The organism is Prescottella agglutinans (assembly GCF_004011865.1).
Classification (GTDB): domain Bacteria; phylum Actinomycetota; class Actinomycetes; order Mycobacteriales; family Mycobacteriaceae; genus Prescottella; species Prescottella agglutinans.
Genome location: NZ_RKLP01000005.1, coordinates 19,864 through 35,195 on the forward strand (window position 1 = coordinate 19,864; position 15,332 = coordinate 35,195).

Consider the following 15,332-nt stretch of genomic DNA (forward strand, 5'->3'; position numbering starts at 1 on the left):
TCACTCAGGTTCTCGAAAGGCTCAACGGGCCGGGATACGAGTTTGTTCCCGAGTGGCCGATCCCCCGGAATCTGTGGCCGGGGCCCGCGCACTCGATACGATTTCGGCGTGGACACCACCGGCGAACCCGAGGCGCCGGGCACGTCGGCGCCGCCCCACCCGCGGGCACCGCAGCCGCCGCGCCCCGACGTCGTCGTCACGCCCCTGCACGCGCCCGCGACCGGCCCGGGTCCCGCACCGGGGGCCCTCACCGCGGCGCTCACGGTGTGGGCGGCGTCGTTCGCGGTCTTCGCCGCCGTCGTCGGCGTCCTCGCCGTCGACTACCAGGCCGTGGCCGACGCGCTCGCCGCGGGCCTGGCGGCCCGCAACCCGACGGCCGATCCCTCCGCGGTGGACCTCGCGGCGGCGCTCAGCATGCTGGGCGTCGGGGGCATCGGCATGCTCCTGGTGCTCGCGGCGCTGCTCGCGATCGTGCGCCTGCGGACCGGACGCGCCCACGCCCGCACGTGGCTCACGATCGTCGGCGCACTCACCGTCGTCGCCTCCGTGGCCGCCTGGAGCCTGCTGTCCGACGCCGGGGACATCGCGCTCGGCATCCTCACCTGGGCCCCGCTACTGCAGGCCGGACTCGTCGCCGCCGGCACGGCGCTGCTGTTCGCGCCCTCGGTGTCGGCGTGGCTGCGCCACCGGAGCACCTCGTGACCGACGCCGTCGTCGTGGGCGCCGGCCCCAACGGACTGGCCGCGGCGGTGACGCTCGCGCTGCGCGGCGTCGCGGTCACCGTCTACGAGGCCGCCGACACCATCGGCGGCGGCACCCGGACCACCGAACGGATCCGGCCCGGCCTGCTGCACGACGACTGCTCCGCCGTGCACCCGATGGGCGTGGCGTCGCCGTTCTTCCGGTCGCTCGACCTCGCGGCCCACGGGCTCGAATGGTGTTACCCGGAAGTCGATCTCGCGCACCCGCTCGACGGCGCCGTCGCGGGCGTCTTCACCCGGTCGCTCGAGCAGACGACGAACCGTCTCGGCCCCGACGGCCCGTCGTGGCGGCGGTTGTTCGCCCCGCTCACCGCGCACTTCGACTACCTCGCCGACGAGGTGCTGCAGCCCATCGCCCACCTGCCGATGCACCCGATCACGTTGGCACGCTTCGGTGTCGGCGCGCTCGTTCCGGCGACCCTGACCGGGAGGCGCTGGCGGACCCAGCAGGCGCGCGCGTTGTTCGGCGGCGTCGCGGCGCACGCGTACTACCCGCTGACCCGGCCGACCACTTCGGCCGTCGGACTGCTCATGCTCGCCGCCGGGCACCGCTACGGCTGGCCGGTCGCGCGGGGCGGGTCCCGGTCGATCACCGACGCCCTGGCCTCGCTGCTGCGGGCGCACGGGGGCCGGATCGAGACCGGCCGCCGGGTCCGATCGCTCGGGGAACTACCTTGCGCCGACGTCACCGTGCTCGACCTGTCCCCGACGGGTGTCGCCGACCTGGCCGGAAACCGGTTGCCGGCCAGGGTGTCCCGCGCGTACCAGCGGTACCGCTACGGGCCGGCCGCGTTCAAGCTCGACCTCGCCGTCGAGGACGGCATCCCGTGGCGCGACGACGCGTGCCGCCGGGCCGGCACCGTCCACCTGGGCGGCACGCTCGCCGAGATCGCCGCGACCGAACGGGACCTGCACCGCGGCCGCATGCCGGAACGCCCGTTCGTGCTGATCGGTCAGCAGTACCTGGCGGATCCGTCGCGCTCGGCCGGGAACGTGCATCCGGTGTGGGCGTACGCCCATGTGCCGCACGGGTACACCGGCGACGCGACCGAGGCGATCCTGCGCCAGATCGAACGCTTCGCCCCGCGAACGCGCGAGCGCATCGTCGGCAGCTTCAGCCGGTCGGCGACCGAGATGCCGCTCTACAACCCCAACTACGTGGGCGGCGACATCGCGTCCGGCGCCAACGACCCCGCGCAGTTGCTGGCCCGGCCGCGGATCGCGCTGGACCCGTACTCGACCGGCATCCCCGGCGTCTACATCTGTTCCGCCTCGACACCGCCCGGCGGCGGCGTGCACGGCATGGGCGGATACAACGCGGCCCGCTCGGCGCTGCGGCGGCTCGAGCGTTAGTCGGGTCGGTTCACCCGCACCGAACCCGCGTCCAGGTCGACCCGCAGCAGCGGCGGCGCGCCGTCGGTCCCGTCCTCGCGGTGCATCAGCGTCGTCCGGCGCTGCTCGAACTCGTGATGCTTGGACCCCTGGAAGAGCGCCGCGACCTCCTCGAACCCGGTCGCCGCCACGCTGCGGGACTTCCGCTCGTGGAACCAGGGCAGCAGCCCGCGGCCGGTGGCCCGGCTCCACGCGACCTCGACGAACGCCAGCAGGATCAGCGGACACGCGAGCCCCGGCAGCGTCATCGCCCACAGAAGACCCATGGGTTCGAGTGTAGGCGCGACGCGCAGGGCGACCCGGTCATCCCAACCGGCGCAGTTCCGCGATCGCCGCACGCGCGGCCCGGCCGATCGCGGCGTCGGCGCTGGGCAGCAACGGATCCGCGCGCGCGGCCCGCGTGAACACCGCGACGGCGAAGGCGTCGCCGTCCGGGAATTCGATCACGCCGACCTCGTTGCGGATCGCACCGAGTGTCCCGGTCTTCCCGGCCACGACGACGTCCCCGTACGGGAACCCGGAGCGCAGACGGGCCGTGAACACCTGACTCGACATCACCGTGCGCATGAACGCCGTCTGCTCGGGCGACGCCGCGGCGCCGGACCACACCGCCGACAGCAGGGTCGTCATGTCCCGCGGGGTGGTCGCGCTCGACAGCACCGGGTCGTACCCGCTGGGGAACACGACGCTGTCGTTGTCGCCGATCCGGGCGAATGCGGCTGCAGGCGAATCCGTTCCGGTGTCGTCGACCAGTGTTCGCAGGGTGTCGGCCGTGCCGCCGAGGACACGTGTCGACCCGAGTCCGAGGGTACGCATCGTCTCGTTCACCCGGTCCACGCCGACCCGGCGCAGCACCTCGTCCGCGGCGGCGTTGTCGGATACCGCCATCATCGACCGCACGGCGTCGCGCAGCGAAATCCGGACCGGATCGAGGAACTGTGAGACGCCGGTGGGACCGGGGGTCCGGTTCTCCGGCGCGAGTGTCACCTGCTCCGTCGGGTCGAGGTGGCCGGCGTCGACCGACCGACAGAAGGTCACCATGACCGGCAGCTTGTAGACCGACGCCATGACGACCGGGGTGTCCGGATCCCGCCCGGCCTCGGTGTCCGGTCCCGCGACCGGAACGGCGTGCACCCACCCGCGCACACCGGCGTCCGCGAACAGCCCCTCGAACGTCGTCGCGCCAATCATCGCCGCCCACGCCCTGTCTCGGCGAATCGGGTGATCCGCTCGGCGACGGCATCGAGGACGCTGTCGGCGACGTCGCCGGACGCCGCGCGCAGACACCGCAGGCGCAGTCGCAGCGACGCGTCGCCCGGCCGTACCCGTCGCACACCGGGCGCCGAGAGATCCGGGTCCGCGGTGAGCGCGAACGCCTGCCCCGCGGCGACCGATGCCAGCGCCCACCGGTCGTCGGGGGCATGGACCGCCTCGAGGTCGATGCCGATGCGGGCGAAGGCGTCGCCCTGCAGGTCGTAGGCCGCCGGACCGTCCGCGCGCGGCGGCGACGCGATCCGCAGGCCGCCGAGCCTGGACAGCTCGCACGGATCGTGTTTGGCCGCGGGATGTGTCGCCGGGACCAGCAGCGTCAGCGGCAGCGACACGACGTCGGTGCCGACCAACCGCTCGACGAGGGCGGGGTGCTCGACCACGGCGACGTCGACGGCGCCGGATCCCAGTTGCTCGATCAGGTCCACGCTCGGCGCGATGGTCACCTCGACCAGGCCCGACGGCGTGGCGGCACGCACCGTCGACACCAGGTCGGCGACCAGCGACGTGGGCACCTTGGGCATCACCCCCAGGCGCAGGCTCCGCTCCTGGCTGCCACGGCGGCGGGCGGTGGCGGTGAACCGTCGCGCCTGCCGGACCAGTTCGAGCGCGTCGGGCAGCAGCGCCTGCCCGCCGGCGGTCAGGGCGACCCCCTTCGACCCGCGATGGAACAGCGTGACCCCGAGTTCGCGCTCGAGTTTCTTGATGCCCTGGCTGAGCGGCGGCTGGGTCATCCCCAGTCGCGCGGCGGCGCGACCGAAGTGCTGCTCCTCCGCCACGGCGATGAAGAATTCGAGGTGCAGGAGCAGGTTCACAGCAGACCTGAACTGCAGTTATTCGAATGATGTATCGATCGCACACCCATAGGATATTGGACTCACCGCTGCCCGTGGTGCTTCGCTGCCTCTCGACCCCAATCGAGCGAACGGAGTGAAGATGGCACCGGTCGGGTGGAGAAGCCTGGCGCTCGCGGCCGCGGGAGCGATCGTCCTGACGTCGTGCGGGTTGCTGGGACCGGACTCCGGCGAGAAGGTCGCACGCCGGTTCGTCGAGGCCCTGTCCAACCGGGACGTGGCCGCGGCGGCCGCGCTCACCGACGATCCGAACGGCGCGACCGATGTCCTGGCCCGCACCTTCGACGGCCTCGGCGACGGGGCCGGTGGGGCGTTCACCGTCGAGCAGGCCGCCGACGCGGTGTTCACCTACCGCTCGGAGTGGGACTTCGGAGGCGGTCGGGAATGGGGCTATTCGACGACGGTGCCCCTGTCGACCGTCGACGGAAGTCGCCGCGTCGCATGGTCGTCCGGCGTCGTGCACGAGCGGCTGCGGCCGGGTCAGGCACTGCAGTACACGACGGTCGCCGACACCCGCTCGGTACTCGACGCCAACGGCATGGCGCTGATGGAGCCGCAGACCGTGACCGTGATCGACGCCGAATCCGCGATGCTCGCAGACGATTCCGCGACGCGCGCGGCGGTGACCGCGATCCTCGGCCGGGCGGTGCCGGGGTTCGCCCTCCCGCGGACCGACCCGTCATCCGAGCGGGTGAACCTGGCGAGCCTGCGCCAGGAAGACGTCGCGCCGATCCGCGCCGAACTCGAGACGCTGCCCGGACTCCACCTGTCCGACCAGCTGCGGCTGCTCACCGTCGATCGGCAGCTGACGTCGCCCGTCGTCGCCGGCATCCGGGAGACCTGGGAAGCGCGGCAACAGGATTCGGCGGGCTGGCGGGTGCAGGCCGTCGAGCGCGACGGCAGCATCGTCGGCACCCTCGCCGGCGGCGACCCGCCGCACGGCACGGCGATCCGCACGACGCTCGACCCGCGGATCCAGCATCTGGCCCAGCGGGCGGTGGACACCGAGCATCGGGCCTCGGCGCTGGTCGCGCTCGACGCGTCGACCGGTCAGGTGCTCGCGGTCGCGCAGAACGAGGCCGCCGACAAGTCCGGTCCGATCGCCCTCACCGGCCTGTACCCGCCGGGATCGACGTTCAAGACGATCACGACGATGGCGGCGCTACGCGCCGGCGCGGTGAACGCGGACAGCACCGTCGACTGTCCGGGCACCGCGAACATCGAGGGCCGCCGCATCCCCAACGAGGACGAGTTCGATCTGGGTCGGGTGCCCCTGCACACCGCGTTCGCGCACTCGTGCAACACCACGATGGGTCGGCTCGCCGTCGGACTACCCGCCGACGCGCTGCGGGAACAGGCACGCGAGTTCGGACTGGGTGTCGACTACGTGACCCCGGGACTGACAACAGTGACCGGTTCGGTGCCGTCGGCGCGGACACCCGCACAGCGTGTCGAGGCCGCGATCGGTCAGGGCGAGGACCTGGCCAGCCCGTTCGGCATGGCGATGGTGGCCGCGACCATCGCCGAGGGACAGACACCGCTCCCGCAGTTGATCGCCGGCGATCCCGCGACCGCGGATCACGCTCCGGAACCACTCGACCCCGGCCACGTGCGGGACCTGAAAGCCATGATGGCCGAGGCCGTTCGCAGTGGCACCGCCACCAGCCTCTCCGACATCTCCGGGCTCATCGGCAAGACCGGGACCGCCGAGTTCGGTGACGGCAAGCACGCCCACGGCTGGTTCGTCGGGATCCGCGGCAACGTCGCGTTCGCGGTGTTGGTCGTCTCCGGCGAGAGTTCCGGACCCGCGCTCGACATCGCCGGGAACTTCCTGCGGCCCCTCGACTGACCGGAGGTGCTAGTCCTCGCCGAGCGCCCGGGTCCGGGCGCTGAGCGACCGGCCGAGCCTGGCCACCTCGGCGTCGAGCTCCGGCAGCACGGTCGCGGCGTCCTTTCCGGCCACGCGCTCCGCCAGCGGCGTGTGCAGCAGCGGCCGCAGCCACCGCAACGCGCCGACCCAGGCAGGCACGTTGATCCGCCTGGCGCGCCGCTCGATTCCCCGCTCGAATCGGGCGCCGCACTCCTGCACCGACAGCGTCTTCCGCATCGGCCCCGGCAGTGCTGCGAGCGCTCGTCCGAACGGTGGCAGGTCGGCGAAGGCCTCCCGGACGAGTGGCGTGTCGATCCACGACATGTGTGCGGACCCGACATCGACGCCGCGGTGAGCAACCTCGACGCGAAGCGTGTTGGCGAAGTGTTCGACCCCGGCCTTGGACGCGTTGTAGGCCGCCATACCCGGCATCGCCGCGTACGCGGCGAGGGACGAGACGAGGAGGACGTACCCGCGTCGTTCGATGACCGCCGGCAGGGCGGCGCGGACGGTGTGGAAGCAACCGACGAGGTTCACCTCGATCACCCGACGGAAGGCTGCGGGGTCGACCCCGAGGATCGACCCGTAGCTGCCGATACCGGCGTTGGCGACGAGAACGTCTATGCCGCCGAACCGGTCGATCCCCTTCGCGACCGCGTCCTCCATCGCGTTCAGATCACGCACATCGGCGGCGACCGCGACGACGTGGTCGTCACCGCCCAGTTCCTCCGCCAGCGCACGCAGCGGGGGCGGATCGAGATCGACGAGCACCAGGTTTGCGCCTCTGGCGCGCAGGCGCCGCGCAACCTCGGCGCCGATGCCCCGTGCACCGCCGGTGATGAGAACGACCTTGCCGCTGAAGGCGGTCATGGCTACCAAGCCTAGACCCGCCGGTCGGGTCTGAACAGGGGGTCGCCGGTGCCGACCGTGGGGCCGGACGACGTGTTCCTCCGTTCGCCGGGCCTAGCGCTCGCCCCGCGGAACCGTTGTCACCCGGACCGATCCGGTGTCGAGGTCCAGTCGCATGGCCCCCTCGAAGCCGTCCGAACCGCCGGAGCCGCCCAGGTCCGCGAGCACGCCCTCGGCGCTGCGGGCGGCGACCCGGCAGGCCCGTGCGGTGAACTGGTCGACCAGCGGGTGTGCCGCACGTTCGCGCCACCTCCGTACCGCACCGAGCGCCACCGCCCGCCCCTCCTCGATCGACGTGTCCGGCGTCAGCCCGAGCCGCTGGGCGACATCGATGCCGAATCCGCCCATCAGCCTCTGCAATTCGACCAGGTCGTCGGGCGACAGGCCGGTCTCGGTGCCGCGGAGTCGGCCCAGCATCCGCAGTTCCTGGAATCCGTGCACGTCGGCCAGCAACCGCCGGACCTCACCGAGCAGCCGCGGCGTCTCCGACCCCGGATGCGCCTCGAGGACACGTTCGAGCGCGACGAGCGCCGAGTGCGTCTTGAGCTGGTCGGCGCGCTGCCCGAACTGGACGTCGATCACCTGACGCAACTCGTCGAGCCCGCTGCGCGCCACCAACTCCGATGCGAGAGTGGGTGAATCCTGAACGCCCAGACGGATCAGCATGACCGCGAGCCGGATCCCGAACAGCCCGAATCGTTCCACCAACTGTCGGCGCACCGCGGTGTCCACCGGCAGCGGGACGTCCTCGCGCGCGAACCGGTCCGCCGACAGCATCGCCAACTGCAGGTCTTCCGCCGGCACCGTGGCCAGCGCCTCGAACGCCGCGAACTCGCTCTGCCGCAAAGTCCGCGCGCCCAGCGCCAGCAGTCCGGCGACCGGCACGACGGCCTGGCACAGTCCGGTGAGCTCGAGTTCCGATGCGAACCGCGCCGCCATGTCCTTCGCGGACATCATCGCGTCGGCCCGGCCGGCACCCACCTCGTCGGCGCGCGAGACGACCCCGATCACCCCGAGCGGACCCGACTCGCCGCCCACGTGCGTGCCGATACGGCCGAGGAACTGGACATCCGACGCACCGAGGCTGCGCAGCAGATACACCACCGCGTCGGCGCCAGACACCGCGTTCTCCGGCGTCAGCATCTCGAACGTGCGCGCCGAGACGTCCTTCGACAGCGACGACGTGCCGGGGGTGTCGATGATGGTCGTCTGCGCGAGCGCGGGGGCGGGCCACTCGACGTCCAACCGGTCGACCCGGTCCGCGGTGAGGTCGCCGAGGTCGAACGTGAGGCGTCCGGCGCGGCGCTGCACCGCGACGTTCACCGACCGATCGCCGTCGTGGACCGCGGTGACCGTGGGGGTGGCACCACTGCGGTACCAGGTTACGACGCGGGTGCACTCGGTCGCGTCCGTGGGCGCGATGTCCTGTCCCACGAACGCGTTGAGCAACGTCGACTTGCCGGCCTTGAGCGAGCCGGCCAGCGCGACCCGCAGCGGCTGCTCGAGCCGCGCCGCGCATTCCGCGAGTTGCGTTCGGGCCGAGACATTTCCCGCATACGCGTCACGCGCGGACGCGATCAGGGTCCGGGCGCGGTCCAGGGACGCCGGCGTCGTCACGCCGTCACCTCCTCGCCCACAGCGGTTCGACCGGGAACAGCTGCGCGGCGTGCTCCTTCAGCCCGGCGAGGGCATCGAGCTGCCGCTCGACCTCGGCGGCGCGGCGCGCCCGTTCGGTCGACGCGACGGTGGCCGCCTCCTGCGCCGCCCGCAGCGAATCTGCGAGCGAACGCAGTGTCTGCTCGGCGATGGTCGTGAAGTGGTCGCGCAGCAACCGCTGGATCAGCCGCAGCCGGTCCTTCGATTCCTTGCCGACCTGGAAGCTGACGTCGTCGGTGAAGCGCCGGATGGCGACCTTGGCGTCGGCTCGACGCTTGACGACGCGCGCGTCCCGGTCGTCGCGGTACGCCTTGGTGCCCAGCAGGACTCCCGCACCCACCGAGATCGGGTTGACCAGTGCCATCCCCATCAGGGTGGTGACCAGGCCGAACATCAGCACGCCGCCGTACGACCCGCGCATGCCGACGAGCACCTTCTGGGTGATGCCGATCCGGCCGGACTCGAGATCGGCCAACTCCACGACCGGTTCGAGGACACCGTCCGTGTCGGCGACGTCGAGCTGCGGCAGTTCCACCGCGCCGGCGTCCGCGAAATGCTCCGCCACCACCTCCGCGAGCCACAGCGCACGGTCGTGCGCCCACACGAAGTTGTCGCCCACCGACTGCGCGATCTGCTGCTCGAGCCACTCCCCCAGCTCGGTCCACTCCTTGCCGGGATCACCCTCGTCGACGGCGCGTTCGGCCTCCCGGGTCACCTGGCGCAACCGGTCGCGCAGGTCGTGATCGATGTCGGACGCCAGGTCGGCGATGCCGTCGGCCAGGGTCTGCTGCCAGCGCGCGGTCTTCTTCTGCAGTTCCTCGGTGACCGCCTTGGCCCGCTGCAACTCGGCCACCGCAACCGCACCCTTCTCCGGATCCCTCAGTGCGGCAAGCTCACTGGCGAGCGCCAGCTGGAGATGCTCGACGACGGAGTGGACGTCCAGGGACACCGTCCGCCGGAGGCCGCCCCGCGCGTACTCGATCACCCGGGTGCGCAGGAAGTCGTACAGCGCGTCGAATCCGGATTCCTCGTGCAGGGCCCGGTCGTCGAGGCGCAGGGCGTGTGACCGCAGGATCGACGAGATCGGCAGCAGCGGGACGTCGATTCCGGCTCGGCGCAGGTGACCGCGATCCGCGTCGACGATCTGTCGCCAGTGCGGGTAGAGGTCGGTCTTGGTGATCAGGCACGCCGCCGCCGGACACAACACCGTCACCTGCCGGAGGAACGCGACTTCCGGTTCGGTGAACTCCTGGCTCGCGTCGGACACGACCAACACCGCATCCGCCGCCGGCAGCAGTGCGAGAGTGGCTGCTGCATGCGGATTTCCGTGCCCTCCCACACCCGGCGTGTCGACGAACACGAGACCGTCCGCGAGCAGGGCGCTCGGCACGTTGACCTCGATCCGCAGCACCTCGCGCCCCTCGGCGCGCGGCGTCTTCGGCGTCACCGCCTCGAGTTCGTCGAGCGGCAGGTCCACCCGGAGCGGCTCACCGCCGGGCTCGGCGAGGACCAACTCCGCGAAGGCCCGCTCGGAGTTCTGCACCACGGTGGGAACGGCGGTGGTCTCGTCGTCGCCGACCGAGCACACCGCCAGGTTGAGCAGGGAATTGACGAACTGGCTCTTGCCCTGTTTGAGCTGGCCGACCACGACGACCCGGAACCGGGGATCGACCGTCCGGGTGCGGACCAGAGCCAGCCGTTCCACCAGATCGCCGCGGCCCGCCGAGGCGGCGATCGTCGTCGTTCGATCGAGCAGATCCGTCATCGCGTCGTTCATGAGTCCCGCTGCCCCGCTTCTCTGTTCCGACCCGCGCCCGCATCCGCGTACGCGCGCTGGCTGATCCGCCGCTCCGCTGGATACGAATCGGGGCCCCGCTCGCATTAGCGCGTCCGGGGCCCCGTTCGTTACAAGCTCCGCCGGGTCGTCACGGCAGCAGATCGTGTCCGAGATCCGGCTGGGTGGCGGCCGGGTCGAGGATGGACGAACCGACGTGTCCCAGGGCGTCGGCGACGCCGTCGGCGAACAGCCCCGCGTCCGAATGCGCCGAACCGAACGCGTCACCGTCGATCGAGGACCAGGCGTTTCCGCCCGCGAGACCACCCGTCAGCCCAGTGGTGAGGTCGGAGGTCGCATCGACTGCGCCCTGCCACGCCGACGTCAGACCGCTCGTGAGGTCGGCCGCGATGTCTCCGGTTCCGGCGACGCCGGTGCCGAGTCCGCCGGCGACGTCGCCGCTCGACCCGAAGCCGCCGCCGAGGTCACCACCGATCCCGCCCTCGACACCGCCACCGAATCCGCCGTCCACCGAACCGGACGATCCGGCGCCGGCCTGCAGTCCGCCGGCTGCGGCCGTCGCGGCATCGACGAAACCGTTCAGCGCGCCGGTCAGGTCGGCACCGAGCTGCCCACCGAGGTCACCGGCCGAGCCGAGACCGCCGCCCAGCTGACCCCCGAGATCCCCCGTCGAGCCCAGCCCGCCGCCGGCGCCGAGCGCCGCGTCCAGGGCCGCACCGAGGTCGCCGCCGGCCGAGCCGCCCGCGCCGAGCAGGCCGCCGAGCGCACCGCCCAGCTCGGTGCCGAAGCCACCGTCACCGGCGAGCAGGCCGCCGAGGTCCAGCGAACCTCCGGACTCGAGGCCGCCCCCGAGGACGCCTCCGAGCGCCGAGCCCAGGTCGACGCCGGCCGAGCCGCCGACACCGAACGCGGCCTCGAGCAGGCCGCCGAGATTCGCGTCGGCTCCCACCTCGACGCTGCCGGCGAGCGCGAGCGCGCTGTCGATCGCCGTGCCGAGCGTGGCGGTGAGGGCGCCGTCGACGTCGAGCGCTCCGCCGAGCGCCCCGCTGATCGCGGTGCCCAGATCGCCGTCGGCGAGGCTGCCCAGGTCGAGGCTGCCGCCGAGCCCGCCGGCCAGAGCCCCACCGAGAGCCGCCCCCAGCTCGGCTCCGATCGAGCCCCCCGCCGCGAGCGCGGACCCGAGGGCGCCGCTGAGCGCCGCCGTCAGATCGGCACCCACGTTGCCGCCCAACTCCGCGCCGAGGCTACCGCCGACCTCGAGCGCCGATTCGAGGGCGCCGGTGAACGCAGCCGACAGGTCGCCGCCGGCTCCCAACACACCCGCGAGCGCCGCCTCGAGCGAACCGCCGAGCCCCCCGGCCGCCTCGACGGCGCCGTCGAGCACGCCACCGAACGCGGCGCCCAGCGCACCGCCGAGATCGCCGCCGACGCCGAACGCGCCCTCGAGGGCCGCGGTCAGGCCACCACCCGCCTGCAGCAGACCCCCCAGGTCGAGGCTGTTCACGCCCTCGAGAGCGGCACCCAGCGCGGCACCGAGCTGGGTGGTGAGCGCCCCGTCGACACCGAGCGAGCCACCGATCAGGCTGCCGAGCGACGCGCCCAGGTCCAGCGCGGTGTCGATCTCGAGCAGGTTCGCGAGGTCGAGGGCGCCGCCGAGTTCGAGGGCGCCGCCCAGCGCGGCACCGAGATCGGCGCCGATGGACCCGCCGAGCGACAGCGCCGACTCGAGCAGCCCGCTCAGGCTGGTACCGATCTGGCCCAGAATGTCGGCGTCCAGTCCGCCTCCGAGGCTGCCGCCGAGCGACAGCGCGGACTCGAGCGCTCCGGTCAGTGCCGCGGTGAGATCCGCGCCGATCCCGAGGCCACCACCGAGCGCCGCGCCGAGCGAACCGCCCAACCCGAGCAGCCCCTCGAGACCGGCGCCGAGCCCCCCATCGAGCCCGGCGCCGGCCTCGATCGCCGCACCGAAGAGCGCACCCAGCGCGCCGCCGAGTTCGGCTCCCAGCTCGCCGCCGATGCCGAACGCGCTCTCCAGCGCAGCAGTCAATCCGCCGTCCACCGACAGCAGTCCATCCAGGTCGAGGCTGCTCACGCCGGCGAACGCGGCATTGAGCGCGGCACCGAGATCGGTCACGAGGGAGCCGTCGACGTCGAGCGCGCCGCCGATGGCCGCGGCGAGCGCCCCACCGAGATCCAGCGAACCACCGAGGTCGGTCAGGCTGCCGAGATCGAGGCCGCCGCCCAGCCCGACCGCGGCCTCGATCGCGCCGCCGATGGCCGCACCGAGTTGCGCGCCGATCGCGCCGCCGGCCGCGAGCGCCGCGCCCAGCGCGGCCGCCAGATCCCCACCGAAGTCGAAGCCGCCACCGAGGTCGAGACCCCCGCCCAGCCCACCGCCCACGGCGGCACCGAGTCCCAGCCCCGCACCGGCGCCGAGCCCGGCACTGCCTCCGAGTCCCAGACCGCCGCCGAGACCCAGACCGCCACCCAGGCCACCGGCGGCGGCTCCGCCGACCGACCCCGCCGCTCCGGCACCGGCCGCGAGGATCGCACCCAGATCGCCCGCCGCGGGTCCGAACAGCCCGGATTCGGCGACCATCGGCGCCACCGCGACGATGTCGGCGTGGCACACACCGTCGAGTCCGGCCGCACTGAGCGCCGCCTGCGGATTCGCGCAGTACGCCGCGGCCGCGTCCTCGTCGCGGAGAAGCCGGAGGATGAAGTCGAGAACTGCGTTGCTGGCCATGGGAACGCTCCTGACAGTCTGGAGGCCGGCTGCCGCAAGATCCGACCGGGACACTGCGGCGAGATTGGTTTCCACGCTACGAATCCGGGACGTGCACGGTAACGGGGCGGATCCCCCCGAGCACCGACAGGGGGATTCTCGCCTCCCTCCATAGGGGATCGGGCCGGATTAGGGGGATCACCCCCAAACCCGCACCGCTCGTCACCCGTTCCCGTAACGCACGACGACGACACACCGACAATCGCCATACCACCGGCGGTCACGCAAACCCGCCCAGAACGGACGGGAGAAGGGTATGACCGCTGGACTCGGAATTGCTGTCGGAACCGCCAATTCGCGCACCGCGTCCTTATCGGAGGCCGGATCGGAAGTCGCCGAACCGGCACTCGTCACCACGTCCCGCCCGTCGGTTCTGCACGTCGCGGCCGACGGATCCGTCACGTTCCCCGATCCGCCCACCGACCCCGCCGGCCTCCCCGTGGCCGGGTTCGTCGAACGCGTCGGCGATCCGGTGGGCCTGCTCGACGACAACGGCCACGTCCATCGGGGTGAGGACCTGTTCGCCGCCGCAGCGGCCCGACTGATCGACGCCGTCGGGAGCACCGGCGCCGCTGCCGTCACCCACCCGACCGCATGGAACACGTACACCGTCCACGCCCTCGAATCCGCGCTCGCTCGCGCGGGGATCGCGGCGGCGCGCGTCGTGCCCGAGGCCACCGCCTGCGTACGTTGGCTCGAATCGTCGCGTGATCTGCAGGGCGACGGTGTCGTGGTGGTCTACGACCTCGGTGCGTCCGCGCTCGACGTCTCCGTGGTCCGCACCGGCACCGAACCGTCGATCCTCGGCAAGCCGATCCGGTCCGAGGATTTCGGCGGCACGCACTTCGACCACCTGGTCACCCGGTACGTGCTCGACACGGTCTCCGACAAGACCGACGATCTCGATCCCTTCGACAGCGCCACGACTGCCGCGCTCGGGGATCTGCGCCGGAACTGCGCGGCGGCCAAGGAGTCGCTGTCCACGGACACCGAAACCGTCATCCCCGTCGCCCTGCCCGGGTACGTCGCGGACGTACGCCTGGTCCGGTCCGAACTCGAGGATCTGATCCGGCCGGCACTCACCGGTTCGCTCGAACTGGTCCGAGAAGCACTGCGGTCGGCCGAGATCGAGGTCTCCGACGTCGGCTGCGTGCTGTTGACGGGCGGTGGCGGAGCGATCCCGCTGGTGGCCGAACTCGTCTCGTCCGAACTGGGCCTCGCGGTGGTGGCGGCAGCGGACCCGGCGCTCACCGCCGCGCTGGGAGCGGCCCACCTCGCCGTCGACGAACCGGCGTCCACCGACGCGACGACGATCTTCCCCGACTACGAGCACGTCCCCGACGACACGGTCGTCGCACCGGTCGTCCCCAGCTTCCCGTCCCGTATGCGCTCGCCTCGGAGCGAGTCCCCGACCCGGCGCCGAATCGCGATCGTCCTGTCCGCCGCGGCCGCCGTCGGGATCCTCACCGCGGGCGGTCTGTCCATCGGGACGGCATCGAAGAACGAACCGGCACAGTCGAGTTCATCCGTCCCCGGAACGACCACGGCACCATCCGGCGGTGTCACGACGCCCGGCGCGGCGATCGGCGGTGCGGTACCGGGCGAGACCGTCACCGTCGGCCACGTCGGAACGGGCGGGACCGCGACGGCTGCGGACGGCGGACTCGTCCGGACCGCCGATGCCGGACGCGTCACCACCGCGCCGGGTCCGACTGCGGGCACCCCGGGTACGCCGGGTGCGGCACCGAGCGTCCCGGAAGGTGCCCCCGCAGCGCCCTCCGCTCCCACCCCCGAAGGCCAGGCGCCCGGTGGCGCCGTGGTGGCGCCGCCCGCATACATCCCGCCCGCACCCGTGGGCGGCGTGCCGAATCCGGCACCCAGCGGACCCTCCCCCGCCGACGTCGGCGAGGGAATCGGCAAGGCAGCCACCGGTGTGGGCAAGGGACTCGGGGCAGCGGTGACCGGTATCGGGACCGGCGTCGGGAACATCGTCGGGGCGGTCGTCGACCCGGTGACCGGACTGCTGATCGGAAAGTAGTCG

Annotated in this window: 11 protein-coding genes; 4 read left to right on the forward strand and 7 right to left on the reverse strand. The window is 72.4% G+C overall.

Annotated features, from left to right (window positions below; all coding sequences use genetic code 11):
* Positions 1–108: 108 nt before the first annotated feature.
* Complete coding sequence (locus tag EGT67_RS10860; protein ID WP_127916095.1) at positions 109–702, forward strand: hypothetical protein; 594 nt, start codon at positions 109–111, stop codon at positions 700–702.
* Positions 699–2,114, forward strand: a complete 1,416-nt coding sequence (locus tag EGT67_RS10865; RefSeq protein ID WP_127916355.1) for a phytoene desaturase family protein — start codon at positions 699–701, stop codon at positions 2,112–2,114. The genes EGT67_RS10860 and EGT67_RS10865 overlap by 4 nt, the downstream gene beginning before the upstream one ends.
* Here the strand turns inward: EGT67_RS10865 and EGT67_RS10870 are convergent.
* The 3 genes from EGT67_RS10870 to EGT67_RS10880 are packed head-to-tail and all read right to left on the reverse strand — an operon-like array spanning position 2,111 to position 4,237.
* Positions 2,111–2,419, reverse strand: coding sequence for a DUF6191 domain-containing protein (locus EGT67_RS10870; protein ID WP_127916096.1), 309 nt, complete (start codon positions 2,417–2,419; stop codon positions 2,111–2,113). The two genes, EGT67_RS10865 and EGT67_RS10870, sit on opposite strands and share 4 nt — an antisense overlap.
* A gap of 37 nt (positions 2,420–2,456) precedes the next feature.
* Positions 2,457–3,344: a serine hydrolase gene (locus EGT67_RS10875; protein ID WP_127916097.1), complete on the reverse strand. Its 888-nt coding sequence runs from the start codon at positions 3,342–3,344 to the stop codon at positions 2,457–2,459.
* On the reverse strand, positions 3,341–4,237 hold the full coding sequence (locus EGT67_RS10880) for a LysR family transcriptional regulator (RefSeq protein ID WP_127916098.1): 897 nt from the start codon (positions 4,235–4,237) through the stop codon (positions 3,341–3,343). The genes EGT67_RS10875 and EGT67_RS10880 overlap by 4 nt, the downstream gene beginning before the upstream one ends.
* Positions 4,238–4,358: 121 nt before the next feature.
* Here EGT67_RS10880 and EGT67_RS10885 point away from each other — a divergent pair, with 121 nt between their 5' ends.
* Entirely contained in the window at positions 4,359–6,125 is a 1,767-nt protein-coding gene (locus EGT67_RS10885) for a penicillin-binding transpeptidase domain-containing protein (protein WP_127916099.1), read from the forward strand.
* Positions 6,126–6,134: 9 nt separating this feature from the next.
* Here EGT67_RS10885 and EGT67_RS10890 read toward each other — a convergent pair whose 3' ends face one another.
* The 4 genes from EGT67_RS10890 to EGT67_RS10905 all read right to left on the reverse strand — a co-directional run bounded on the left by EGT67_RS10890 (position 6,135) and on the right by EGT67_RS10905 (position 13,252).
* Positions 6,135–7,016, reverse strand: coding sequence for an SDR family oxidoreductase (locus EGT67_RS10890; protein ID WP_127916100.1), 882 nt, complete (start codon positions 7,014–7,016; stop codon positions 6,135–6,137).
* A 93-nt stretch (positions 7,017–7,109) separates the two neighbouring features.
* Positions 7,110–8,672: a dynamin family protein gene (locus tag EGT67_RS10895; RefSeq protein WP_127916101.1), complete on the reverse strand. Its 1,563-nt coding sequence runs from the start codon at positions 8,670–8,672 to the stop codon at positions 7,110–7,112.
* Positions 8,673–8,676: 4 nt separating this feature from the next.
* Positions 8,677–10,488, reverse strand: coding sequence for a dynamin family protein (locus tag EGT67_RS10900; RefSeq protein WP_127916102.1), 1,812 nt, complete (start codon positions 10,486–10,488; stop codon positions 8,677–8,679).
* A 148-nt stretch (positions 10,489–10,636) separates the two neighbouring features.
* Positions 10,637–13,252, reverse strand: coding sequence for an IniB N-terminal domain-containing protein (locus tag EGT67_RS10905; RefSeq protein ID WP_127916103.1), 2,616 nt, complete (start codon positions 13,250–13,252; stop codon positions 10,637–10,639).
* A 295-nt stretch (positions 13,253–13,547) separates the two neighbouring features.
* Here EGT67_RS10905 and EGT67_RS10910 point away from each other — a divergent pair, with 295 nt between their 5' ends.
* Positions 13,548–15,329, forward strand: coding sequence for an Hsp70 family protein (locus EGT67_RS10910; RefSeq protein WP_127916104.1), 1,782 nt, complete (start codon positions 13,548–13,550; stop codon positions 15,327–15,329).
* Positions 15,330–15,332: the final 3 nt, after the last annotated feature.